A 25535-nucleotide genomic window follows, 5' to 3' on the forward strand; every position below is an offset into this window, starting at 1 on the left:
TTGCGAGGTATTGGTTATGTACTGTTACTTCAGATAACAAATGTAATATTTTTTCACAGGGCTGGAGAGCGTTTGACTGATCAGCGCATTGTCTACCTGCGATATATCTTTTACGGTCCCGTCCTTGAAAAGAATATTTATCTTTTCCTCCACCGGATTATAGGTGGTGTTGACGGCTTCGCCGGTAAAAAGCAGGTAATGACAATCTTCTTCCCTGATGCTTTTACACTGGCAAATCCTGTTCCGCTGTTCCGTGATCCAGTCCTGATCAAATGGCTCTGCCTGTAATTTAACTTTTAGTAAACGGCGGTTGATAAGTCCTTCGCAGAGTGTACTCAGTACGGTGTCTGCATGGAACATCCAGTTCTTGATACTTGCCATTACATCAAAGTCATCGAGCAGGCAAAACTGATCGAGGTGCTTATCGATGGGAAGCTCTTTTTCCTTTGATTGCAAAAACAGGTCAAGCGCTGCAGAGGCTCCGGGAACAGTTTCCCCCCTGAGGATGAGCTCGCGGGCGCGTTCCAGGATCTTCACCAGCATCTTTTCGGCACTCAGTACGGATTTGTGCAGATAAACCTGCCAGTACATGAGACGGCGGGCCACCAGGAATTTCTCGATGGAATAAATTCCTTTTTCTTCCACCATCAGTTCCCCGTTTTGCACGGTAAGCATTTTCAGGATGCGGTCATAACCGATCACACCTTCAGACACGCCGGTGAAGAAGCTGTCGCGGCTCAGGTAATCCATCCTGTCCACATCCAGTTGACCGGAAATGAGCTGGTATAAAAATGGCTTGTGATATTGATTGGTGAAGATGGCAATGGCAAGATCCAGCTGTCCGTTCATTTCTTCATTGATGGTGCGGATGATGCGGAGCGAAATATTCTCGTGTTTCACACCCTTTATCAGTACATGTTCCAGGGCATGGGAGAAAGGGCCATGGCCTACATCATGCAACAAAATAGCAGCTTTTGCCGCCACTTCTTCTTCGGGGGTGATATCGATCCCCTTGTTGCGTAGTTCATGCAGGGCCATACACATGAGGTGATAGGCGCCCAGTGAGTGATGCAGGCGGGTATGAACTGCCCCGGGATATACCAGGTGCGCCATGGCCATCTGATGTATCCGCCGCAGGCGCTGATAATAAGGATGTGCTATCACCTGGAAAATTACCGGGTGATCGATCGTAATGAAACCATATACCGGATCATTGATGATCTTTCTGACAGGATGCGCCATTCGCTGCTTGCTATTTTGTTAAAATTGCCCTCAAAGGCGGTTGGCAAAACTACGGATTAATGATTATCAGTGATAATAATGGTATTTTGCTGGAATCACCATTAAACTTCATACATGGCAATTGGAAAAATACTTTGGGTAGATGATGAAATTGAAAGCCTGCGTTCTCAGATCCTCTTTCTTCAGGGAAAAGGATATGAAGTAAGTGCGCTCACCAATGGTTTTGATGCGGTTGATTTTGTAAAGGACAATTACGTGGATGTTGTACTGCTGGATGAAACCATGCCCGGTATCACCGGGCTGGAAACCCTGGCCAAGATCAAGGAGGTGAACCAGCAGATCCCCGTGGTGATGATCACCAAAAATGAAACGGAAGGCCTGATGGATGATGCTATCGGCAGCCAGATCACAGACTATCTCATCAAACCCGTGAATCCTAACCAGGTATTGCTCAGTCTTAAAAAGATCATCGATAATAAAAGACTGGTGGCGGAGAAAACCACTTTCGCTTACCAGCAACAGTTCCGGAATCTCTTCATGGCCCTCAACAGTAATCCTGATTACAACGAGTGGATGGAGATCTACCGCAAGCTGGTGTACTGGGAGCTGGAGATGGAGAAGAGCGACAGCCCTGAGATGCAGGAAGTATTTCAATCACAGAAGAGCGAAGCCAATACAGAGTTCTTCAAATTCATTTCAAAGAACTATTCCAAATGGGTGGGGCCAAAGAGCACGGAAGGTCCTGTGATGAGTCATACGCTCATGAAGTGGAAAGTGATGCCGCATGTGGAAAAGGGAATTCCTACTTTCTTTATTCTGCTGGATAATCTTCGTTTTGATCAGTGGAAAGCCATCCAGCCCATCTTTGCGGAGAACTTCCGCATTTTGGAAGAGGATTCTTTCTACAGTATCCTGCCTACTGCCACACAATACGCGCGCAACGCCATTTTCAGCGGATTGCTGCCTGTCGAAATAGAAAAGAATTATCCCCAGCAATGGAAGAATGATGATGATGAGGGCGGTAAGAACCTGTTTGAGGAAGAATTCTTCCGCGGGCAGCTGAAACGTCTGAAGAGGGAGGATGTGAAATTCTCCTACACCAAGATCCTCAACAATTCTGCGGGGCAGGACCTGGTGAATAATATGCATAACCTGCTGGGGAATGATCTCAATATCATCGTGTACAATTTCGTGGACATGCTCAGCCATGCCCGAACGGAAATGGAAGTGCTGAAAGAGCTGGCGGGGGATGAGATCAGTTACCGTTCAGTGACCCGCAGCTGGTTTGAGCATTCGCCGCTGCACCAGGCATTGAAGAAGGTGGCCGACAAGAAGATCAACCTGATCCTGGCAACGGATCACGGTAGTGTACAGGTGAAAACGCCTGCCAAAGTGATCGGCGACAAGCAAACTACTACCAATCTCAGATACAAGCACGGGCGCAACCTGCATTACGAGGCCAAGGAAGTGCTGGCGTTCCGGGATCCCAAAGAGGCGGGACTGCCTGTTCCTACAGTGAATTCCTCCTATATTTTTGCGAAGGAAGATCTGTATTTATGTTATCCGAACAACTATAATCATTACGTGAACTACTACCGTAATACGTTTCAGCATGGCGGGGTGAGCCTGGAGGAGATGATCATACCTGTTATCAAAATGACCAGCAAGTAAGAATCTCTCCACTGTCTGTGGAAAACCTTATCCGGCTGCAATCGGCATCACCGAGCTATTTGGCTACCTTTGTAGTGTTCATTTTGTTGCATAACTATGAAATACACACAAACCACTTTAGATAAGCTGGAAACCTTACTGGATGAGCTGGAATACGTGGTGCGGTACGAACGTGGCACTTTCCAGAGCGGCTATTGTATCCTGGAGCAGAAGAAGGTTGTTGTATTGAATAAATTCCTTCAGATGGAAGGCCGTATCAACACTTTGATGGATATTATCCCTCAATTGAACGTGGGTATCGAATTCCTTACTCCGGAATCACGCAAAGTGTATGATGATGTAATACAACGCCGGGAAGCCGCTGATGCAGCCGCTGACGCAGACAGTAAAAGTAAATAGACGATCCCTTGAGTTATCCTGCACTTACTATAACATTTCTGGGAACGGGTACCAGCAGTGGTGTGCCCATGATTGCATGCGAGTGCCCCATCTGCACATCCCCTGACCCGAAGGACAACAGGCTTCGTTCCAGCATACTTATTCAGTCCGCAACTACTACCCTGGTGGTGGATTCAGGGCCGGATTTCCGTTACCAGATGCTTCGGGCCAAAGTGAAGCACCTGGATGCCATTTTGTTCACCCATTCTCATAAGGATCACCTGGCAGGACTGGATGATGTGCGCGCATTCAATTTTTTCTCCCATGAGCCGATGCAGATCTATGCCAGCGAATTCACGCAGGAAGCCATCGTGCGGGAATTCCCCTATGCTTTTTATGAAGCAAGGTATCCTGGTCTGCCAGAGCTGAAGCTCAATACCATCAGCAATACCATCCCTTTTATGGTGGGCGATATTCCTGTTACGCCCATCCTGGTATGGCACCTGAAGATGCCTGTACTGGGTTTCAGGTTTGGCGCCTTCACGTATATCACCGATGCCAACCGGATCGATGAGGAAGAACTGGCCAAGATCAAAGGCAGCGAAGTGCTGGTGCTGAATGCCCTTCGCAAAGAGCAGCATATCTCTCATTTCAGTCTGCCTGAAGCCATTGCCCTGAGTCAGGACCTGCAGATCCCCGAGACTTATTTCACGCATTTAAGCCACCAGATGGGCAAGCACCAGGAGGTGAGCAGGGAACTGCCACCCGGCATCAGTTTTGCCTACGACGGATTGCGCTTACAGATCCCTGGTAGCAAGGATTAACAATCTCCGGAAACTTATACTCTAACGGTTCATAGTAACCGCAGATTTGATTTTCAGTATGACTAGATTTGTTGGCCATTAAACCGGCCTGCATATGAAAGAGGACTGGAAAGAATATATCGCTTTTTCAAGGAAGGAGCGGAGAGGGGTGATTGTGCTGCTGACCTTATTGATTATAGTGATAGCAGTGCCGCCGTTTTTCCCGGAACGGGGCACTGGGGTGAATGAAGATGCAAGGCTGGCCTGGCAGGAGCGGGTGGCGGAATGGAAGAGAATGGGTAAAGAGAAACCTGGATATATTAAGGAGAAAGGGGCTTCAGGAAATGATGGAGCACGCAACAGGTTTTCTGAAGAGCAGGCTGATACTCGTTTTGAAGGGATGCGTAGCCCTATTGCTGATAACGGTAATGTGCTGTCTGTACCAGCCTCAGGTCTATTCCCCTTCGATCCCAATACCCTTACAACCAAAGGCTGGCAGCAGCTTGGGATACCGGACAAAGTGATCCGCACTATCTTACATTATATCAGTAAAGGTGGGCAGTTCAGGAAGCCTGAAGACATTGAAAAGATCTATGGGATGCGCCCTGTTGATGCAAAGCGTTTACTGCCATTTGTGAAAATTGAGGCAATTGGTACAAACCGTCCGGGATGGATAACGCGGCATCAGCCTGGAAAGCTCCGGCCGGATTCAACAAATGCTGTTGTAAATAATACCTCACTCCCCTTTCCGGCTGTACGGAAAAAACGTTATACCAACCTTGATGTAAATACTGCTGATACCGCTGCCTGGAGTGGCTTTCCGGGCATCGGTAGTAAGCTTGCCCTGCGGATCGTGAACTACCGGGAAAAACTGGGTGGTTTTCATTCCCCTGATCAGGTGGGCGAAACCTGGGCCCTGCCGGACTCTACATTCCAGAAGATAAAGCCCTGGCTGCAATGCCCCGCCCCTTCATTGCGAAAGATCCGGATCAATGAGGCAACGGTGGAAGAGCTCAAACAGCATCCTTACCTGCGCTGGAACCTGGCCAATGCGATTGTGCAGTACCGTCAGCAGCACGGAACTTTCCGGTCGGCCGCAGATTTGCAGGGCATCATACTGCTGACACCGCTTCTGATCACGAAGATTGCGCCGTATATTGAGTACTGACAACCCTCTGAATTACAAATACCCGGCAATCGGCCAATGGCAACACGCGAAAAGATTTCAGGAAAAATTCACTAACAAATGTTAGTTATTTAATGCTGATCTCCTATCTTGCACCTGCCTTTAACGATTGTTGCTAACAGATTACGTATGAATTTTCAAACAGCTGAATTAACAGAACAGGTAGCACAGACCGCCGCAGAGTTTGCCAGACACCATATCAGGCCATATGTTATGGACTGGGATGAAAGCCAGGAGTTTCCTTTGCAGACATTCAAGGAAATGGGTAAGCTCGGACTGATGGGGGTGCTGGTGCCAGAGCAGTACGGAGGAGCCGGTCTCTCTTATTATGAATATGTTGCCATTATTCAGGAGATTGCCAAAGTATGTGGTTCAGTGGGTTTGAGCCTTGCTGCTCACAATTCCCTCTGCACTGGTCATATCATGACCTTTGGAAATGAGCAACAAAAGCAAAAGTTTCTCCCCAGGCTGGCCACGGCAGAGTGGCTGGGTGCCTGGGGGCTCACTGAGCCGAATACCGGCAGTGATGCAGGAAATATGAAGACCACCGCTGTGCGTGATGGAGACAGCTGGGTGCTGAATGGCACCAAATGCTGGATCACTCACGGTATCAGCGGGGATGTGGCGGTGGTGATCGCCAGAACCGGCGAGCCGCGTACCAGTGGTAACTGTACTGCTTTTATTGTGGAGCGAGGAACACCCGGCTTCACTGGTGGCAAAAAAGAGAATAAACTCGGCATGCGCGCCAGTGAAACTGCCGAGATGATCTTCGATAACTGCCGGATCCCCGATGCCAACCGTTTGGGCGAAGTGGGAGATGGTTTCAGGCAATCGCTCAAGATCCTGGATGGTGGCCGCATCTCCATTGCAGCCCTTTCACTGGGTATTGCAAAAGGTGCCTATGAAGCTGCGCTGAAATATTCGAAGGAGCGTTATCAGTTTGATCAGCCGATCTCAAATTTCCAGGGCATCTCTTTCAAGCTGGCCGATATGGCTACAGAGATCGCTGCTGCGGAAATGCTGACATTACAGGCCTGTTCACTGAAGATCGCCGGAGAAAAAATGACCAAAGAGTCTGCCATGGCAAAGTATTATGCCAGTGAGGTGGCCGTGAAAGTAAGTAATGAGGCGGTACAGATCTTCGGCGGTTATGGATATACGAAAGATTTTCCTGCTGAAAAATATTATCGCGATAGTAAGCTCTGTACTATCGGCGAGGGCACTTCTGAGATCCAGAAACTGGTAATTGCCAGGGAAGTGCTGGGCAAATAGTTTTGTCTGTCATGTTCTATGAGCCTCCGAAATGGTTGCGGGGGCTCATTTTTTATGCATGGGCATAAAAAAGCCGGCATTTCCGCCGGCCTTCGTATCAGTTGATCAGGGCATGAAATCATCTTCCTGTTTTGGGCCATACTTGGCAAACATCTTATCTATCGCGCCGCCGAAGAGGGGCAATTTTGTTTTAGCGTAATCCTTGATCACTTCAATGGCTTTCAGTGCCTGGGCTTCTGTAAGCCCTTCTGCCATCAGCTTGTCAATGAGTTCTTTCATGATGCTTGTTTTTAAAAACAATGCCGGGTTTCCCCGGCACTGCTATATTGAATGAATTGAGTTCTGTTATGCTACTTTCAGCATGCTCATCTTGCTCTTGTCGAACTTCTTCTGTGCGTACTCAAGGGTGAGGTTGAATACGGTTTGTTTGGAAGAAGGCATTTCGAACATAGCGTCTGTAAGGATGCTTTCGCAGATGCTGCGAAGACCGCGGGCGCCGAGCTTGTATTCGATGGCTTTTTCAACCATGAAGTCCAGCACATCATTCTCAACATTGAGCTGAATGCCTTCCAGGTCGAACAGTTTTTTGTACTGTTTCATGAGGGCGTTCTTCGGCTCGGTGAGGATGGAGCGCAGTGTTTCTGCATCCAGCGGGTTGAGGTGGGTAACCACGGGCAAACGGCCGAGCAGTTCGGGGATCAGGCCGAATGATTTCAGATCTGAAGCAGTGATATACTGCAGCAGGTTCTTCTTCATGGTTTCCTGCAATTCCTTGTTCACGTTGAATCCGATGGCATTGGTGTTCACACGGCGTGCGATCACCCTGTCGATACCATCAAATGCGCCACCGCAAATGAAGAGGATATTCTGCGTATTGATCTTGATGAGTTTTTGCTCGGGGTGTTTGCGGCCTCCCTGTGGTGGCACCAGTACATCGGTACCTTCCAGCAGTTTGAGCAAGCCCTGTTGCACACCTTCACCACTTACGTCGCGGGTGATGGAAGGATTGTCTCCTTTGCGGGCTACCTTATCAATTTCATCGATATACACAATGCCTCTTTCGGCTGCGGGCACATCGTAGTTGCAAACCTGGAGCAGGCGGGTAAGGATGCTTTCCACATCTTCACCTACGTAACCGGCTTCAGTGAATACGGTAGCGTCAACGATTGCAAAGGGAACGTTGAGCAGTTTAGCGATCGTTTTAGCGAGGAGGGTTTTACCGGTACCGGTTTCTCCCACCATTACGATATTGCTCTTCTCGATATCAACATCACCGTCATTGGGTTTTTGCTGAAGCCGTTTATAATGGTTGTAAACGGCAACAGACAAGACCTTCTTAGCCTCATCCTGACCGATCACATATTCATCGAGGAATTTCTTCACTTCCATCGGCTTCTTCACATTCAGTTTGAAGGAAGAAGGCGCGGGCGCGGTTTCGCTGCGGATCATGAGCTCCTGCTCGATGATTTCCTGTGCGTGCTCCACGCAATTTTCACAAATATGTCCTTCCTGACCGGCAATGAGGATTTTCACTTCATCTCGGCTACGGCCACAAAAGGAACAATGCAGGGTTGTCTTTGCCATAATTATTCTAACTCTCCGCTTACAAAGGTATCTAAATGGCTCCCCAAATCCCAATTTAAAAGCACGGGGGCAGGTTAAAGCCCTGATTACCTTGAAACCGGGAGCCGGGGAGCTGATTATGAGAGCTTTATAATTTGTCTGTAATATGATCCACGATGCCGTAATCGATCGATTCCTTAGCATCCATCCAGTAATCGCGGTCAAAATCCTTCATGATCTGCTCGAATTTCTTGCCGGTATTTTCAGCGAGAATCCGGGCGCTCACTTCTTTCACGCGTTTGGTTTGTTTGGCCTGGATCTCCAGGTCAGCGCTCACGCCCTGGATATGACCACCGAGGCTAGGCTGGTGGATCATTACCTCACCGTGAGGATAGATGAAACGTCTGCCTTTGGCACCACCGCTCAGGAGGATGGAGCCCATACTTGCTGCGAGGCCCATACAGATGGTGCTCACAGGGCTTTTGATCAGTTTCATGGTATCGTAGATCACCATACCACTGGTAACGATACCACCGGGGCTGTTGATAAAGAACTTGATCTCCTGTCCTGGCTTGTCTGCATCCAGTAACAACAGTTTGGTAGTAACGTCTTTGGCGGATTTATCATCCACCACACCCCAGAGGTGAACGGCGCGTGCATCGAAGAAATATTTTTCCAGCTTTTTGCTGAACATCATCAGGTCAGACTTCGGCGCTTCTTCTTTCTCTTCATCCTCATCGTCCATACGATAAGGGTTCGTCAAATATTGTGAATACTTGCCCATGCTATTCAATTGATGTTTTAGTTAGATTAATCTTTCTTTTCCTTACGGGGGTTGATCAGCAGAACTTCATCTACAAGACCGTATTCTTTGGCTTCTTCAGATGTGAGCCAGTAATCGCGGTCGCTGTCCTTCTCGATAGTTTTCACAGGTTTACCGGTATGGTAAGCGATGATATCGTACAGGTTCTTCTTGATCTTGCGGATCTCGTTCACAGTGATATCGATATCGCTTGCCTGTCCGCCGATGGCTCCGCTGGGCTGGTGCATCATCACGCGGCTATGCCTGAGGGCAGTACGTTTTCCGTTGGTGCCTGCGCAGAGGAGCACGGCTGCCATGGATGCTGCCATACCAATACAGATGGTGCTTACATCGGGAGTGATGTATTGCATGGTATCATACACGCCGAGGCCGGAGTAAACGGAACCACCGGGTGAGTTGATGTACATCTGGATATCGCGATGACGGTCTGTACTTTCCAGGAACAGCATCTGGGCTGTGATGATGTTGGCCACTTCATCGTTGATGGGATAGCCGAGGAAAATGATGCGGTCCATCATTAAGCGGCTGTATACGTCCATAACAGCAATGTTCATGGGACGTTCTTCGATGATATTGGGAGTAAGGTTAGTGACCTCGTATTTTTGGTAAGCGTTCAGGGTATTGCTCGAAATGCCCCTGTGTTTCACTGCATATTTTTCAAATTCTTTTCCAAGGTTCATAACGTATTCCTATTGATTTAGTTAGCAATATAAGTCATTTGAGAAATCAAATACCGTGCTGCATCAAAAATCCGACATTTTGCCACAAAATCAAAGCTGGAACAGGGAAAAGCGGGGGAGAGGGAACAATAATTGGCAGGGAAACTGGGAGGAGGAGTGACGGATTGGGGGGAGGAAAGTTGATCCCGGGCAAGAAAAGGGGAGAAAATCAGGCCGACTAATACGGTGAGCAATAACTTTGTATTGCTTCGGGTTACGGCCTGGAGCCTAAGCAGAACGGCAATTACTTTTTTGAAGTGATTGCCGTCACTGTTTGCTTCTTACTGCGGTTCGAAGCCAACGCAGAACGGCAATTACTTTTATGAGGTAATTGCCGTCCCTGTTTCATAAAGTCTCCAATACAGAATAAACTGTTTCATCAAATACCTCCTGCCGGTAGACAATAAACAAATTCCTGGTTTTGGTAATTACCCAGACCATTTTTATACTTCTGCGGCAGGCTTTTTAAAGTCGGCAATCCATATGCTGTTAATTCTTGCGTCAGGGTTTTTATTTCCGTAAACATCCGAAAGGTATCGTTTCCTTAACTCAATCTCAGTGGAGCAGATATCAGGGAGCAATTGAATAAAATATCCCTTATCTGCAAGGATTTTTGCAGTTTTGACGTTATCCCGCCTGTCATGACCACATTTGTACATATTTTCAACTACACAGCCACCCGACCGGGATTTATATATCCTGATATAACAAGTATGAATTGTTCTGTTTACTGGCTTTATCAAATGACACAAATTTAATAGTCAGCCAGAGTAAAGAGGTGATTAAAATTACTTAAAAGACCGTGATTTTCGAATACACGTTTTCGTTATTGTATAATATCTGACTGAATCTGTCGCACAAAAAAAGAGTGCACCTTCCGGTACACTCTCTCACTATTCTAAACCATCATCTACTAATGATGATGGTGCTGATGTTTTTCCAGTTCTTTGGTGAACTCTTCAACGGATACCGGTTTCTCGGTAGCATTCACCTGGGTTTCTGCCCAGCCGAATACTTTCTCTGTCTGTACGCGATGGTAAGCGTCTTCAACAAATTTCCTGTCCTGCATCATGCGGTTCACATAATCAGTGATCCATGGTTGCTCAGGATCTCCCATGTTCATACCCATGTAGCCGAACAGTTGTTGCTTCGCGAAGTTCTGAATGTCTTCAGGTTTCACTTCCACACCATGCTCACGAACGATCTTGTCGATGATCACAGTCCATTTCAGCTGGTTTGCGAAAGTGGGGAACTCCTGGTCAGCCTGTTCAGCTGTTTTAGGTTGTTCGCCTCCTTGCTGGATCCAGCGTTTCAGGAATGTTTCAGGGAACTCGATATTTGTATGGTCCAGTAACACGTGGTAAACCTCGTGTTGCAGGTGGTTGCTGGCTTGTTTATCCCAGTAGCCCTGGATCTCTTCTTTCACAGTGTTGCGGAAACCTGCTTCATCCTTGATCTCTTTGCCGGGGAATGCTGTGTTGAAGAACTCTTCGTTCATTTCAGCTTTCTCAACCAGTCCAACTTTGGTGATCACCATTTTGAAGTACTTGTTGGCAGCTTCAGCATCATGCTTGTCGAACCCGAGGTCGCCCAGGATCCATTCTCTTTCTTTTTCGTCGAATGCAGTATTGATCTGGATAACGAGGGTATCATCTTTTTTCTTTCCGATCAGTGAAGGGCGGAAAGAAGGGCTGAAATATTTAACCAGCAGGCTATTGTCTTTCTTCACACCACCTTCTACTTCGTTACCGCTGGCATCGCTCTCAACAAAAGAAACGTTGAGCACGTTGTCGTCACCGGTAACAGCTTCAGGCTCGTTCATTTTGCCATGACGCATCTGAAGACGCTCCACTTCTTCGTTGATCATTTCTTCAGTAACGTTCACTTTGTAGCGGGTCATCTTTGCGGAACCGAGGTCAGCTACTTTGAAGTCGGGTTTCAGACCGATCTCGAAAGCGAAAGCATACTCTGCGGGATCATTCATATTGATCTGGCGGGCATCGTTCTCAGCCATCGGAAGAGGCTGGGCGAAGATCTCCAGGTTTTCTTTAGTCATGTAGTCTGTCAGTTCTTTTTCCACTGTGCGGAGCACCTCATCAGTGAAAACTGACTGACCGTGCATTTTCTTGATCATGCCGGTCGGTACCATACCCTTACGGAAACCAGGGATATTGGCGGTTTTGCTATATTGTTTCAATGCCTTATCGAATGCAGGCAGGTAGTCGTCCTTTGCTACCTTAACTGTGATCTTATCATTCAGCAGCCCTATATTCTCTCTGGTAACGGTTGCCATATTACATTTTTTAATTGGGGTGCAAAGGTAGGGAAACTAGCTTTTAAATGGGCAAATAACCCAAAAAGATGGGGCTCAGGCCTGTATTTTATAGTTTTATACACACCTGAGCCCCAAAATCCTATGTTTTTTACTCTTTGTCGTGCAGTATCAGGAGGGGGATATCTGTTTCATAGGCCATGGAAGACGTATGGCTTTTGGAGAATACCCGTTCAAAGAAATTATGCCTGTGAGCGATCATCGCCAGCATTTCAGCCGGGTGCTGCAGCAGGTATTCACTGATACCGCGGGTTACTGATGAATCCTGGATGGTAACCCAGCTCACCTGCCTGCCCAGGAAGATCTTCTCCAATGGTGTATTGGCCGGACCATCATTATCCTTTGGCTCACCTGGATTTTCCACATGCAGCAGGGAGAACCTGCTCTGGTACTGGGCAGCCAGCTCAAGCAATGGCTGGAACAGGGCCGGACCGGAAGGATCATTCAGATCGTATGCATACGTAATATGCTGAACAGGTATATAAGTTGCTTTCTCCGGGATCACCAGCACCGGGCTTTTCAGTTTCCGGATCACATTGGTAGTGGTGCTGCCAATGATCTTATCCAGTCCGCCGGCGCCTTTCATGCCCATCACCACCAGGTCTGCATTCCTTTCCTTTGCCAGGGATTTGATCTCATCGGAGGCAATGCCGATCCGGACGGACCATTCCACTTCTATTTTATAGGTGTCGTGCAGGTGATCCGCTTCTTTTTTGATATAGGCTTCATTCTCCTTCTGCATTTCATCGGCGGTTACCATTACATATGGAACTTCACTTACAGGGGTTGGTAACATATAAGCATGGAACAACATCAATTTTGCATTGAATTTTTTTGCCAGTTCGGCAGCATAGATGGCGGCATTGCGGGAAACCGGGGAGAAGTCAACAGGAACAAGGATATTCTGCATAACATGAAGTTTGTATAAAGTTACGGGCAACCGGTGGAATTAAAGCTGACGCAGGTCAATACCGGCAATACTATTTTCGGGCCGGAATAACCTATGAGACGATGTTTTTCATCCAACCCGCAAAATCGAAATAACGAAGCAGTTGTTGTTCGTATTTGTCGTGCTGCAGTTTTTCAATACCCGTCAGTTGTTTCCGGAGGGCGGCAGGAAGATGTACACGCTTGCCGGAAGCAGGCAGCAAGGGGAGAAGCTTCAGCAATAGCAATTCGGTTTGGAGTCGCGGTGCTTTGGGTTTATGAAAGAAACGCGTGTAGGAGCGTATCTCATAACTGATGTATCCTTCATCACCGGTTTTGTAATGAATGATCATATTGAGCAGGCGGGTGGCTTTGCAGATCAGCAGGTTGGCCTGCGGCTTGTGCAATTGCATCAGGGTGCCGAGCCATTTATGTGCTTTTTTCAGATCGCCACAACCATAATGGGTAAGCGCTATATAGAAATACAGCTCCCATTGTTTTTCTTCATTAACCATCGCATATGCTTCTATCACTTCTTTGCCGCTTTCAGTGATCAACTCTCTGGCTGCCATGTAATCAGCTCCTGCCGTATGGATGGCCAGGTATGCCGCCAGTATGGATTTGCGCAAAGCATATCTGAAATACTCAGGGTAAGATGGCTGTGATAACTGCTGCAGTTTGGTAATATAATAATGGATCTCATCATAGTTCTTCAGCATGCAGAGACTGGTGATGATGCCATCCAGGGCGGAGAGGTAATCCAATGGTGGGTGATCGAGCAATGCGAGATTGTCTTCAAAAAGTTTGTTCAGCTCCCTGTACGTTTTCAATGCAGAGGGGAAATCGCCGATATTGGTGAGGAAGTACGACTGGAAAAGCAGGTGCAGTTTCTGGGCAGCAAAATTATTCTTCATTTTTCCTGACACCAGGATCATTTCACTGAGCATAAGATCGTTGAGCCGCTTCCTGTCTGCGTCAGTGAGGATCTGCCCGGCGTGCAGCAGGCGGTATTTCATCAGCTCGAACAAAGAATGATGATCCTGTACATATGATACATTCTTCAGTACCTCACGCGCTTTCATCTGTGTCTGCACCAGTTGACTGTCGCTCACCCCTGCAAAGCCATTACCCGACAAATGATCCAGTTCATACCGGTAAGTGAGGTATTCTATGAAGTGCTGCTGATGCAGGCTTGCATTTTCGCGTATACGTTTCAGTTCCTTGTATCCTTCTTCCGGCAATGCCCGTTCCTGCAATACTTTCACGCGCATGATGCCCTGGAACAACTGAAAGAATCCATCCTTCTGTACGCGGCTCTGGATCAGGCAATCCGTCAATACCTGGCAGAGATAACGTGCTGTATTATCGATATTGGTTTTGGGATATAATGATTTGAATTTAGTGCTGATCTCCTCCGGCAGCGGGCTTTCTGTGCAGATGATATCGAAGAGTTCCTGGTAATCGTGTGTGCCTGACTGTTGGCGGGTGTTCAATTTGAAAAAGCGCTTTTCAGGGCCGGAGAGGGATTGTACCAGGCGGATGGCAGGCAGCAGGGACATACGATTGCAATTTCATTAAAAGTAAGGGTTTTGATCATTTTTGAATAATTAATTTGCTCTTTTTCATTAGATTATAAAAGAAACTAATCAAATTATCTATTTTCAGGATTCACAAACCGGCGTTTTTTTGGTCCGTTTTTACCCGGCAGCAAGCAATACATTTGGCATCTAACGATTCCTAAATCCAACTAACAGCTTCTGTATGAATTCAGGCAAAATAGTAGTGGTAGGCAGTTCCAATATGGATATGGTAGTGAAAACTGACCATATTCCTGTACCCGGTGAAACTGTTCTTTCCGGATCTTTCTTCATGAATGCCGGTGGCAAAGGTGCCAACCAGGCAGTAGCAGTAGCCCGGCTCGGTGGCGAAGTGGTTTTTATCTCCAAACTCGGTAATGATCTTTTTGGTAAGCAGTTCTCCCAGCTGTTCAGCAGTGAGGGGATCGATACCACGCACCTGCGTTTTGATGACGAACGCCCCTCCGGCGTGGCGCTGATCACCGTTGATAAAGATGGAGAGAACAGTATTGTGGTAGCTTCCGGCGCCAATGCATTCCTTCTTGATGAGGACATTGCCTCAGCGCTCCGTGAAATTGAAAACGCAGGCATCGTATTACTGCAACTGGAAATACCATTGCCTACTGTACAATATGTGATCTCATATGCAGCTAAGCGCAATGTGAAAGTGATCCTGAATCCGGCACCTGCGGCACCATTGCCGGCAGAGATGCTTGCCCAGATAGACATCCTTACTCCCAATAAAACAGAAGCGGCCATGATTTCCGGAATGGAAGTGACGGATATCGATTCCGCCGGCCGCGCCGCCAAAGCCATCTGTGCCATGGGGGTTAAACATGTGGTGGTGACCATGGGGCCGCTGGGCGCCGTGATCTGTGATGGCGAACAATTGAAACTGGTAAAAACAAGACAGGTTGAAACGGTAGACACAACAGCCGCAGGGGATGTGTTCAATGGTGCACTGGCTGTGGCACTTTCTGAAGGCCGTGAGCTGGAAGCAGCTGTGAGCTTCGCCTGTGAGGCTGCCGCCATTTCCGTGACCAGGCTGGGCGCGCAGTCTTCGATCCCGCATCGTAACGAACTGGTAGCTGTGCAACTTGATCTTGCCACCAGCAACCCGGTGCAATAAATCCAACTAACCCCTCAATTGCTGTCATATGTTTATCGTTACTAGTTACCCATTGGCCATCGTGTTCTGCGTGATCACCATGTTATGCTGGGGGTCATGGGCCAACACCCAGAAACTGGCTGCCGGAAAATGGCGTTATGAACTCTTCTACTGGGATTATGTGATCGGTATCTTCCTCTTCTCCCTGATTGCAGCGCTTACACTGGGAAGCACCGGAGACCAGGGGCGCGCCTTCCTGGAAGATCTGAAGCAGGCCTCGGGTGCCAATATCGGAAGTGCGCTTGTGGGCGGTATCATTTTCAACCTTGCCAATATCCTGCTGAGTTCGGCCATCGCAATCGCGGGTATGTCTGTAGCCTTTCCTGTAGGCATCGGGCTGGCGTTGGTGGTAGGTGTGATCGTGAATTTCGCGAGCCATCAGAAAGGAGATCCGCTGCTGCTCTTTGCAGGCGTAGCGCTGGTTTCACTGGCCATCATCTTCAATGCCATCGCTTATAAAAAGAAAACAGGCACTGCATCCAAAGCAGGTGCAAAAGGAATAGCGCTGAGCATCATAGCAGGCTTGCTCATGTCTTTTTTCTACAGTTTTGTAGCAGGCGCTATGGACCTCGATAATTTCATAAATCCCGAAGCAGAAAAGATGACGCCATATACGGCATCTGTTGTATTTGCTGCGGGTATCCTGCTCAGTAATTTCCTGTTCAATACTGTAATGATGCGCAAGCCGCTGCAGGGGCCGCCGATCAGTTACACGGAATACTTCAAAGGACGTCCCGCGCTCCATTCCATCGGCATCCTTGGTGGATCCATCTGGGCGCTGGGCAATCTCTTCAACCTTATCGCTGCGGGCAAGGCTGGTCCTGCCATTTCATACGGCCTCGGACAGGGCGCCACACTGGTGGCTGCAATCTGGGGAGTGATGATCTGGAAAGAATTTGCCGGAAGCTCAAAACAAGTAAAGAACCTGATCGCATCCATGTTCGTTCTCTTTATTGCGGGACTGGCACTGGTAATTGCAGCAGGACTCTGATTCAGCAAACGCTCTCTCTATAAATAAAACGACTGCCAAATGAAAAAGATAATGATCTTCCTGGTTGCAGTTCTGCTCACCGGATTCCTGCAATCCTGCGAGAAGGATGACGATCCCGTTCCGGTGCCCATTGCCCCGGTTCTCAAGAATGTGCTCTTCCCCAGTTCCAATGATGTGATGCCTGGCCGCCCGGCAACTATCAGGGGCAAAGGCTTCGATCCTTCGGACAAAGTATTTATTGAAGACGATAACGGCATCACTCCCGTTGAGCTCATCAGTGTAAGCGATGAGAACATGGTGATCATGGTGCCAAAAGAAGCAGGTGGTACTTACGTGGTTACCATCGAGCGTTCAGGAAAACAAACCACCCTGGATGGTGAACTGGTAGTGCCCTTTATAATTGTGCTGGAAGATGTGGTACTTCCTTCCGCTTCTTTCCCGCATGGCGCTACCGTGAACATTGCAGGAAAAGGTTTTGAAGCCGGTGATAAGATCCAACTTACAGCGGGTTTCTATCCCAACGGGAAAGTGATCGAAGTAACTGCCAATGCAGATGCAGCTGGTATCAGCTTTACTGTGCCTTCAAATGCATACGGCATCAACACCATGATTGTTACGCGTGGAGCAGTGCGCAAGACCATACTCGGAACTATCGGTATTCAGGTCAACCCCGGCGATGAAGTCGGCGGAGGTGTAGTGTATTACACAGACAATAGCAAACTACATGGTTTTATCGCCAATAAAACAAATACAGGTTCCCCCACTGAGCCCTATGGGCCAGCAGTAGCGCAGAACCTGGCGGCAGGTACCAGCAAAGACCTTGGAGCTGGTAAAACCAATACCAGCAAACTGGTAAGCAAAATGGTCACCTGGCGTGGCAGCTTTGCCAACTGGGCCAACAGGAAAGCGGCATTCGAGCTCTGTGATGAACTGAGTGTTACGGTGGATGGCGATACTTACACAGACTGGTTCCTCCCTTCACAACAGGAACTGGTAGAACTTTTCAAAGCCCAGAGTGTACTGGCTGCCCACGGCGCTTCACTTCCTGCCAATAACTATTGGAGCTCCACGGAAGGCGATGGCAATGCAGCAGGCTGGTCTGCCTTCTATGTCAACTTCTATGAAACAGTGAACCTGGTTTCCTGGAATGTGGACAAAGAAGGATGGCTGATCGGCGTAAGGGCTGTTCGTTCATTCTAAATCCCAATTCTCATTACTCTCAATTTTCTGTATGTATAAAAAAATATTATTCCTGGCACTTAGTCTGTTTGCCACCGTTATAGCCATGGCGCAGACAAAGATCAGCGGTCTGGTTACCGATGAAGCCAACCTGCCGATGGCCGGCGTGTCAGTATCCGTGAAGGATTCAGACCGTGGTACTGCTACCGATGCCTCCGGCCGTTACACCCTGCAGGTGAACAAGGGGGAAACACTACTTTTCTCTCACACGGGTATGGTCACCAAAACTGTAGTGGTAGGCAATGCAACAACTATCAATGTTCAACTTAATAGCGATGCCGTTAACCTCAATGATGTGGTTGTTGTGGGGTATGGCACCACCAAAAAAAGCGATCTGACAGGATCTGTGGCAACCATCAAACCGGATGGCCTGAAGAATGCCCGCGTTGGTACAGCTACCAGTGCTTTACAAGGCCTTGCAGCAGGTGTTTTTGTTACCACCGGATCTGTGAAGCCTGGTGGCGATGCCTCCGTGGTGATCCGCGGGTCAGGTTCGCTGCGTGCAGGTAACGGCCCGCTTTACATTGTGGATGGAATGCCCGTGGAAGGCGGATTGCAGGACCTTTCGCCTGCCGATATCGAATCCATTGAAGTATTGAAGGATGCAAGCTCCGCAGCTATCTATGGTTCCCGCGGTTCCAATGGCGTGATCCTGGTCACTACCCGCAAAGGTACCAGAGGCCGCGGCCGCGTAACCCTCAACGTGAACGGTGGCACACAGCGTATGCTCAACAAACAGGACATGATGAATGCCCAGCAATATTATGAACTGGCATCACGCGCTGTGCCTGGTTACAACTGGACCTCCGAAGAACTCCGCCTCCTCAGCCGCGGTGAATCCACCGACTGGCAGGATGCCATTACACAGAATGGCAGCTTCAATAACTATAACCTCGGCATCTCAGGCGGCAACGAAAAAGTGATGCATTTCCTCGGTGCCGATTTCTATGACCAGACAGGTACTATCAAGAACTCCTCTTTCCGCAAGATCACCCTGCGTTACAATATGGATGCGCAGACAACGGATTGGCTCAAGACCGGTATCCGCTTCAATGTGATAGAGTCAAAGCTCAGAAATATCAATGAAGAAGATGATTCAGGCTATGGCACCATGTTCAGCGCGCTCAGCTCCCAGCCAACAGCTCCTGTCTATTTATCCAATGGAGACTATTTCGATGGCTTCTTAAATACAAAGGCAAACCCCGTAGCCATTGTTGACCTGCTGAATAAAAGCACTGCCAAAACAAGGGCTGTTGGTTCATTCTATTTTGAATTCGAGCCTATCAAAAACCTGAAGATCCGTTCTGAGAATGGTGGCGAACTGGAATTCTTCAATGTGAATTCTTATGAGGATGGCCGCATGGGACAACATTACCCCGATGGTGGCCATGCCGTAAAATTCAATGGCAAAAAGCGTTACATGCAAACGGAGAATACAGCTACCTATATTTTCAATCTGAAAGACAAACATAAGTTCACTGTGATGGGTGGCTTTGCTGCTTCCAAATATGATTATGAAAGCACCACAGCCGACAGCAAAAATCTTTCGGCCATTCTTGGATACAATAACCTGGGCGGTGCACAGAACCATGGACCTAACGGTTCCTATGCCTCTGCGAGCACGCTCACTTCTTACTTCGGCCGTGTGAATTATAATTTCGACAGCCGGTACCTCCTTACCATTACCATGCGCCGCGATGGCTCTTCCCGTTTTGCTCCCGGAATGCAATGGGGATTCTTCCCCTCTGCTGCCCTGGCATGGCGTATTTCAGAAGAAAAATTCATGCAGGACATCCCTGCTGTCAGCGACCTGAAGCTCAGGGTCAGTGCAGGCAGACTGGGTAACCAGAATATTGGCGACTATGCGTATGCTGCCACCATCGGTCAGGGTGGTGAATGGTCTGATTACGTATTCGGCGGCAACCTGGCAACAGGCTCTGTGCAGAATACCATTTCCAACCCCAATCTTACCTGGGAAAAAGCAAACCAGTTTGATATCGGTCTGGATTTCGGATTCCTGAAGAACCGTATTGCGGGTACCATCGATGCTTATTACAAGAAGACCACCGATCTGCTGTGGCTGGTGCCGCTTCCCATCGAGTCAGGTTTTGATAATTCGCTCACCAATATCGGGCAGATCGATAACAGGGGTATAGAGTTCTCTCTGAGCACTGTGAATATCAGCACAAAGGATTTCAGCTGGACTAGCGCCGGAAATTTCTCATACAACGAGAACAAGATCGCCGAGCTCTATGATGGCAAACAGGACGTCAACAAATCATTGTTCGTGGGTCAGCCGATCAATGTGTTCTACCTCTTGAAGTCAGAAGGCATCTGGCAAAGCAAGGATGCTGCTGAAGCATCCAAATACAATGCACAACCAGGCGACCGCCGTGTGGCTGATCTGAAACCAGATGGTGTGATCAATGGAGACGACAGGCAATTTGCCGGTGTGTCCGTTCCTAAATACTATGGCAGCTTCACCAATACTTTCAAGTACAAGGGCATCGAGTTCCTGACCTTTTTCACCTATGCGGGCGGGCATATGATCAATAACTCCCTCAACCGTTACCTCAATGCTTTCAATACCTGGGGAAATATGAGCACGGATTATTATAACGGATACTGGACGCCCTCCAGGCCCAGCAACCGTTATCCCGCTCCACGTGTAGGCAGTCCCTATGCAAATGGCGATGGTACGGATGCCAATCTGCAGAAAGGGGATTATCTGCGCCTGCGCAATATCGAACTGGCCTATAATTTCTCTGCAGACAGCTTCCTGCGCAGGATCAAATCAAGCGGTATGCGTGTGTTTGCTTCCGTGCAGAATGCAGTTACATGGACGCGCTTCACTGGTTTCGATGTGGAATCAGGAGATAATACCAATCCATATCCGAATGCCAGGACCTTCATGGCTGGCCTTTCCATCAACTTCTAATGACTTGTAATATGAAAAAGATAATATTCATTGCCCTGGTTGCCCTGCTGACACAGACCGGTTGTGAGAAATTCCTTACGGAAAATCCGCGCAGCATCACAACTCCGGAAAATGCTTACAACACGCCTGAGGACTGGCAGAAAACACTGAACGCTGCTTATGGCGCCATGCAGCGGCTGTTCGTGGGCAAGTATACCATCACCCTCGGTGAGTTCGGCACAGATGAAGTGGAGCCCTACGATCTGGGCTGGGCTGCCTATTCAGAGCTCAAGATGTACACTTTCAATGCCGGCCATCCTTTCTTCCAGGATCATTACCGCGTTGCCTATGAAGGCGTGAAGCGCGCCAATGCAGTGATCGATATGCCTTCAGGCGTGGTGGATGCCAGCACGCATAACCTGATGGTGGCCCAGGCCAAATTCCTGCGCGCCATCTACTATTTCGATCTGGTGAGAATGTACGGCGGCGTTCCCCTCTGGGTGAAGTCTTCCATCGACGGCGAGATCATGAAACCACGCGCCACTGCCGATGAAGTATATACGCTCATTACACAGGACATGAAGGATGCTGAAAGCGTACTGCCGCCAACATGGAGTAATGCTGGTGATAAAGGCCGGGCCACAAGCCATGCGGCATCAGCCTTCCTGGCACGCATTTACCTTCAATGGGGTAAGCCTGCAGAGGCGCTGCCTTATTGTAATAAGCTCAGTGGAAAATTCCATCTGTACGACAACTACAAAGACATATTCAATCCAAAGAACAAGAATGCAGAATATGAGAACATCTTTGAAGTTCAGTTCCGTCATTCCGGTTCATGGGGGCTGGAAGGCAGCATCCAACACAGTTACTGGGGGCCACGTGGTGTAGGCGGCCCAACCAATTTCGGTGGCTGGGGCGGCTTCGGAGCAACACAATATGTATATGACAGCTATGAGAACAGCGACAGGCGCAAATCGGCATTCTTCCTCACAACATTCAACGGCGTAACGCAATCACCTCCCTGCAACAATAAATTCTGGGATGCAGAGAATGGGAATGTGATTGAAGACGATAACCTCAATTTCATTCTCATCCGTTATGCTGATGTGCTGTTGATGAAAGCAGAAGCACTCAATGCTATCAAGGATAATACCAATGCCAAATACGATGCACTGAATGAAGTGCGCCGCCGCGCAAATATCGCTGAGATCACTGCTGCCAACAATCTTACCGAAGAGCAGTTTGCAGAAGTGGTACTGCAGGAAAGGCTGCATGAGCTTTGCTTTGAGCACCTGCGTAGATTCGATCTCATTCGCTTTGGGAAGCTGAAGCAATATCTGAAAGACAGAATGGGCATCACTATCCAGGACTATCATACGTTGTATCCGCTGCCACAGGCCGCGCTGGATGCCAATACCGCTATCCCGGAAAACAATCCTGGTTACTAATCTTCAAATCACAGAGCAATGACAATTTTTAAAAATAAAAAAGGACTGGTCTTTGGCGCACTATCGCTGCTGGCCATATCCTGCAAGAAACTGGGACCTGAGAAATTCGATCAGGCCGATATTCAACCATCCGTTGAAGTGGCCAATGGTATGGTCACCGTTCGTCCTGCCGAATACAACGGCGCCATCCGTAACCCCATGAAAGGTTTCCGTGAGTTCATCGGGCCCGGAATCGATCCAAAACGTGCTGAATATCCTTACCCATATGGTACACTCGTAAAAGAGTACATGCAATGGAATATGCTGGAAGATAATGCAGGCGATGGAGTGGACAAGATCATCGCGTACAGCAATCATCGTTGGGCAGGTGTGGAAGACGATAATATAAAAGTGATCCCACGCATTTACATTGTATGGATGGAGCCCTGGCACGGTGGTGTGGCCAAAGGCGTTTATACCAATCACCCGGATGACCTGAACGGCTGGCACTGGCCTTCCGATCTTCCCGGACAAACAAGACCCACCGATCCAACGCAACCCATCACCGGTGGATATTTCCATCCTACTTTCCAGGACCGTGTGAAAGCGCTGGTGGCAAAGGCCGGAGAAGCCTGGGATAATGATCCGCGCGTGGCCTATGTTGAAATGGGTATCATCGGAGAATGGGGCGAGCAGCATGATCCTAACATCAGTACCTACTGGTTACCTCACGATGAACCAGCCCATGTTGCCAACCGTACCTGGATACCAGGCATGGAAAAAACGTTGGGCGATGCCTTCACTTCCGCCTTCAAAAACAAGAAGGTGATGGTGCGGTATGCATACGAATTCAAAGACTACGATTTCGGGATCTACTGGGACAGCTGGAGCCAACCCGAAGAGCAGGTGCGTGGTTATGATGAAATGAAGAAACTGGGCAACCGCTGGAAAACACAGCCCATCGGTGGCGAGATCACCTGGAACTGGGGCGGGCTTTCAAAATTCAACTCCTTTGAAGCGGTGGTGGCAGACGGGCCTACACGCGCTACCGTTATCGAACAGATCCGAAACCTGCACAATAACCATCTTGGAGGCATCACCTGGGCAGACTTCAACAACAGCCAGTTCAAAGCAAATGCTGAAGAACTGCAGCGCGCGATGGGATACAATTTTGTGATCTCCGATTTCACCTATCCCACAAAGATCGAAAAGAACAAACCTTTCAAAGTTGGCTTCAAAGTGGTGAACAACGGATCATCACCATTCTACTACAACTGGCCTGTTGAGATCTCATTGCTCAACAAACGCACTAAAAAGAAAGTATGGGGTAAGGTGCTGGAAAACGTGAACATCTCAGAGTGGATGCCTGGCGACAATTGGGACAAAGCTTCCAACAGGTACACCATCGCCCCAGAAGTATACAGTATCGAAAAAGAGATCAGTCTTGATGTGGACCTGTCTGAGCAGGAATATGTGATTGCCATCTCTGTGCTGGACCCTGCGGGCAATATGCCTTCCCTGCGTTTTGCAGTACAGAACTATTTCATTGGTGGCCGTCACCCGATGGGTTATATAGGCATCAACAAGGAACTGGAAAACTATGAGATCCCATCCATGGATTTCCGCGACATGAAAGACGAACGTACCCTGAAATATCAAAAGCAATAAGTACTGATGCGATTATTGAAATTCACAGCGGGGCTTGGTTTGGTGGCGTTTCTGCAGACTGCGGAAGCACAAACCAATAATGCAAGCCTGGAGAACGGCATGGTGAAGGTGCAGCTCAGCGAGTACCAGCCTGCTTTCCGTAACCCCATGAAAGGATTCCGCGAATTTTTTCAGCCGGGGGTTGACAAGATACGCGCAGCATATCCCTGGCCCTATGGCAGCATGATCAAGGAATACATGCAGTGGAACATGATTGAGGATGATGCGGAAGATGGAGTGGACAAGATCATTGCATACAGCAATCATCGCTGGAAGGGAGTTGAAGCGCACAATACGAAAATAATTCCGAGGGTCTACCTGGTTTGGGTAGAGCCCTGGCATGGCGGTCGCCCCAAGGATCTGAATAATCCGGACGATCTTACTGGCACTCACTGGCCAAAGGGGATACCCGAAGAAAACGGACCATATAAGCAGGTCGAGGGATCCTGGGGCGCCCGCGTTGACTCAGCAGATAAACACAAGCCCATCACCGGCGGCTATTTTGATCCCGCGTTTCCTGCGAGGGTGAAAAAGCTGGTGGAAAAGATCGGCAAGGCCTGGGACAATGATCCACGTGTGGCCTATGTGGAGATGGGCATCATTGGTGAATGGGGGGAACAGCATGACCCTGACCTGTCCACCTACTGGCCTCCGCATGACGAGCCCGACCATGTTGTGAACCGCACCTGGATACCAGGCATGGAAAAGGTGCTGGGCGATGCTTTCTCCAAGGCGTTCAGGAACAAAAAAGTAATGGTCCGCTATGCCTATGAATTCAAGGACTACCAATTCGGTATTTACTGGGATAGCTGGAGCCAGCCGGAGGAAGAAGTGAGGGGGTATGGTGAAATGCGCAAGCTGAAAGACCGCTGGAAGACCCAGCCCATCGGCGGAGAGATCACCTGGAACTGGGGCTCCCTGGCTAAATTCAAAAGTTTCGAAGAAGTGGTGAAGGACCCGGAGTACTTCAAACTGACGTTGAAGCAGATCCGGAATCTCCACTGCAATCACCTCGGTGGTATCACCTGGGCAAATTTTGAAGACAGGGATTTCCTGAAAGCCGCTGATGCTTTGCAGAAGGCCATGGGATATCGCTATGTGCTTGATCAGGCGGTGTATTCTCCCAGGGTAGACAATGGGAAAGCAATCTCTGTAAAGTTCAGTCTTACCAATACCGGGTCTTCTCCGTTTTACTATGACTGGCCCGTGCAGCTCAGTCTGCTGGATCCACGTACCTTTCAGCCGGTCTGGAGCAGTACCCTGAAAAAAGTGAATATCAGTCAGTGGATGCCCGGTGATGAATGGGACGAGGCGAAACAGCAGTACAGCATTGCTGCGCCTGTGTATACCATTGATCAGCAGGTGAAACTGAGCGGCGTTTCAAAAGGAAAGTATATCCTTGCACTGAGTATCATCGATCCGGCAGGTAACAGGCCTTCCATCCGTTTTGCCAATACCAGTTATATCAAAGGTGGATATACTGCCCTGGGGTATATTGGTGTGGGGACTGATCTGGCAGCATATGCATTGCCTGAATCCGGATTCAGTAACCTGAAGGAAGATGCAAGTTTATATTATTGTAAATAAGAAAGT

General features: G+C 48.5%; 21 protein-coding genes. 12 read left to right on the forward strand and 9 right to left on the reverse strand.

Going from position 1 to position 25535, the window contains the following annotated elements:
• Positions 1-24: 24 nt before the first annotated feature.
• Positions 25-1242 (reverse strand): HD domain-containing protein, encoded by a 1218-nt coding sequence (locus tag ACTHMC_RS20665; protein WP_440416004.1) that lies wholly within the window; start codon positions 1240-1242, stop codon positions 25-27.
• 114 nt (positions 1243-1356) lie between these two features.
• On the opposite strand from ACTHMC_RS20665, the gene ACTHMC_RS20670 reads away from it, so the two are divergent.
• The 5 genes from ACTHMC_RS20670 (at position 1357) to ACTHMC_RS20690 (ending at position 6552) form a co-directional block, all read left to right on the forward strand.
• A complete protein-coding gene (locus ACTHMC_RS20670) occupies positions 1357-2913 on the forward strand; it encodes a response regulator (protein ID WP_440416006.1) in 1557 nt (518 codons plus the stop codon).
• A 96-nt stretch (positions 2914-3009) separates the two neighbouring features.
• Positions 3010-3312 (forward strand): hypothetical protein, encoded by a 303-nt coding sequence (locus tag ACTHMC_RS20675; RefSeq protein ID WP_440416007.1) that lies wholly within the window; start codon positions 3010-3012, stop codon positions 3310-3312.
• 8 nt (positions 3313-3320) lie between these two features.
• Positions 3321-4115: an MBL fold metallo-hydrolase gene (locus ACTHMC_RS20680; RefSeq protein ID WP_440416009.1), complete on the forward strand. Its 795-nt coding sequence runs from the start codon at positions 3321-3323 to the stop codon at positions 4113-4115.
• A 94-nt stretch (positions 4116-4209) separates the two neighbouring features.
• Complete coding sequence (locus ACTHMC_RS20685) at positions 4210-5262, forward strand: helix-hairpin-helix domain-containing protein (protein WP_440416010.1); 1053 nt, start codon at positions 4210-4212, stop codon at positions 5260-5262.
• A 147-nt stretch (positions 5263-5409) separates the two neighbouring features.
• Positions 5410-6552: an acyl-CoA dehydrogenase family protein gene (locus ACTHMC_RS20690; RefSeq protein ID WP_440416011.1), complete on the forward strand. Its 1143-nt coding sequence runs from the start codon at positions 5410-5412 to the stop codon at positions 6550-6552.
• A gap of 105 nt (positions 6553-6657) precedes the next feature.
• On the opposite strand, the gene ACTHMC_RS20695 is transcribed toward ACTHMC_RS20690, so the two are convergent.
• From ACTHMC_RS20695 to ACTHMC_RS20730, 8 genes are all read right to left on the reverse strand, one after another.
• Complete coding sequence (locus ACTHMC_RS20695) at positions 6658-6831, reverse strand: hypothetical protein (protein WP_440416012.1); 174 nt, start codon at positions 6829-6831, stop codon at positions 6658-6660.
• 66 nt (positions 6832-6897) lie between these two features.
• Entirely contained in the window at positions 6898-8136 is a 1239-nt protein-coding gene (clpX, locus tag ACTHMC_RS20700) for an ATP-dependent Clp protease ATP-binding subunit ClpX (RefSeq protein WP_440416014.1), read from the reverse strand.
• 127 nt (positions 8137-8263) lie between these two features.
• Positions 8264-8899, reverse strand: coding sequence for a ClpP family protease (locus tag ACTHMC_RS20705; RefSeq protein ID WP_440416016.1), 636 nt, complete (start codon positions 8897-8899; stop codon positions 8264-8266).
• Between the two features lie 26 nt (positions 8900-8925).
• Positions 8926-9618 carry a ClpP family protease gene (locus ACTHMC_RS20710; protein WP_440416018.1) on the reverse strand — a complete coding sequence of 231 codons (693 nt, stop codon included), beginning with the start codon at positions 9616-9618 and terminating at the stop codon, positions 8926-8928.
• 482 nt (positions 9619-10100) lie between these two features.
• The gene (locus ACTHMC_RS20715) at positions 10101-10400 is read right to left on the reverse strand and encodes a hypothetical protein (protein WP_440416019.1); all 300 of its coding nucleotides are present in this window, start codon (positions 10398-10400) and stop codon (positions 10101-10103) included.
• A gap of 170 nt (positions 10401-10570) precedes the next feature.
• Positions 10571-11950, reverse strand: a complete 1380-nt coding sequence (tig, locus tag ACTHMC_RS20720) for a trigger factor (RefSeq protein WP_440416020.1) — start codon at positions 11948-11950, stop codon at positions 10571-10573.
• A 130-nt stretch (positions 11951-12080) separates the two neighbouring features.
• Positions 12081-12899, reverse strand: coding sequence for a universal stress protein (locus tag ACTHMC_RS20725; protein WP_440416022.1), 819 nt, complete (start codon positions 12897-12899; stop codon positions 12081-12083).
• A gap of 91 nt (positions 12900-12990) precedes the next feature.
• Entirely contained in the window at positions 12991-14475 is a 1485-nt protein-coding gene (locus tag ACTHMC_RS20730; protein WP_440416024.1) for a hypothetical protein, read from the reverse strand.
• Positions 14476-14677: 202 nt separating this feature from the next.
• Here ACTHMC_RS20730 and rbsK point away from each other — a divergent pair, with 202 nt between their 5' ends.
• Genes rbsK through ACTHMC_RS20765 form a run of 7 tightly spaced genes read left to right on the forward strand, consistent with a single transcriptional unit; the run spans position 14678 to position 25529 of the window.
• Entirely contained in the window at positions 14678-15622 is a 945-nt protein-coding gene (gene rbsK, locus ACTHMC_RS20735; RefSeq protein ID WP_440416026.1) for a ribokinase, read from the forward strand.
• 28 nt (positions 15623-15650) lie between these two features.
• Positions 15651-16652, forward strand: coding sequence for a GRP family sugar transporter (locus tag ACTHMC_RS20740; protein ID WP_440416028.1), 1002 nt, complete (start codon positions 15651-15653; stop codon positions 16650-16652).
• A 39-nt stretch (positions 16653-16691) separates the two neighbouring features.
• Entirely contained in the window at positions 16692-17852 is a 1161-nt protein-coding gene (locus tag ACTHMC_RS20745) for an IPT/TIG domain-containing protein (protein ID WP_440416030.1), read from the forward strand.
• Positions 17853-17883: 31 nt separating this feature from the next.
• Positions 17884-20829 carry a SusC/RagA family TonB-linked outer membrane protein gene (locus tag ACTHMC_RS20750; protein WP_440416032.1) on the forward strand — a complete coding sequence of 982 codons (2946 nt, stop codon included), beginning with the start codon at positions 17884-17886 and terminating at the stop codon, positions 20827-20829.
• Between the two features lie 11 nt (positions 20830-20840).
• The gene (locus ACTHMC_RS20755) at positions 20841-22256 is read left to right on the forward strand and encodes a RagB/SusD family nutrient uptake outer membrane protein (protein WP_440416033.1); all 1416 of its coding nucleotides are present in this window, start codon (positions 20841-20843) and stop codon (positions 22254-22256) included.
• 18 nt (positions 22257-22274) lie between these two features.
• Positions 22275-23903, forward strand: coding sequence for a DUF4832 domain-containing protein (locus ACTHMC_RS20760; RefSeq protein WP_440416034.1), 1629 nt, complete (start codon positions 22275-22277; stop codon positions 23901-23903).
• 6 nt (positions 23904-23909) lie between these two features.
• Complete coding sequence (locus ACTHMC_RS20765; RefSeq protein ID WP_440416036.1) at positions 23910-25529, forward strand: DUF4832 domain-containing protein; 1620 nt, start codon at positions 23910-23912, stop codon at positions 25527-25529.
• The last annotated feature ends 6 nt before the right edge of the window (positions 25530-25535 follow it).

It is taken from the genome of Pseudobacter sp., from assembly GCF_051955275.1.
Classification (GTDB): domain Bacteria; phylum Bacteroidota; class Bacteroidia; order Chitinophagales; family Chitinophagaceae; genus Pseudobacter.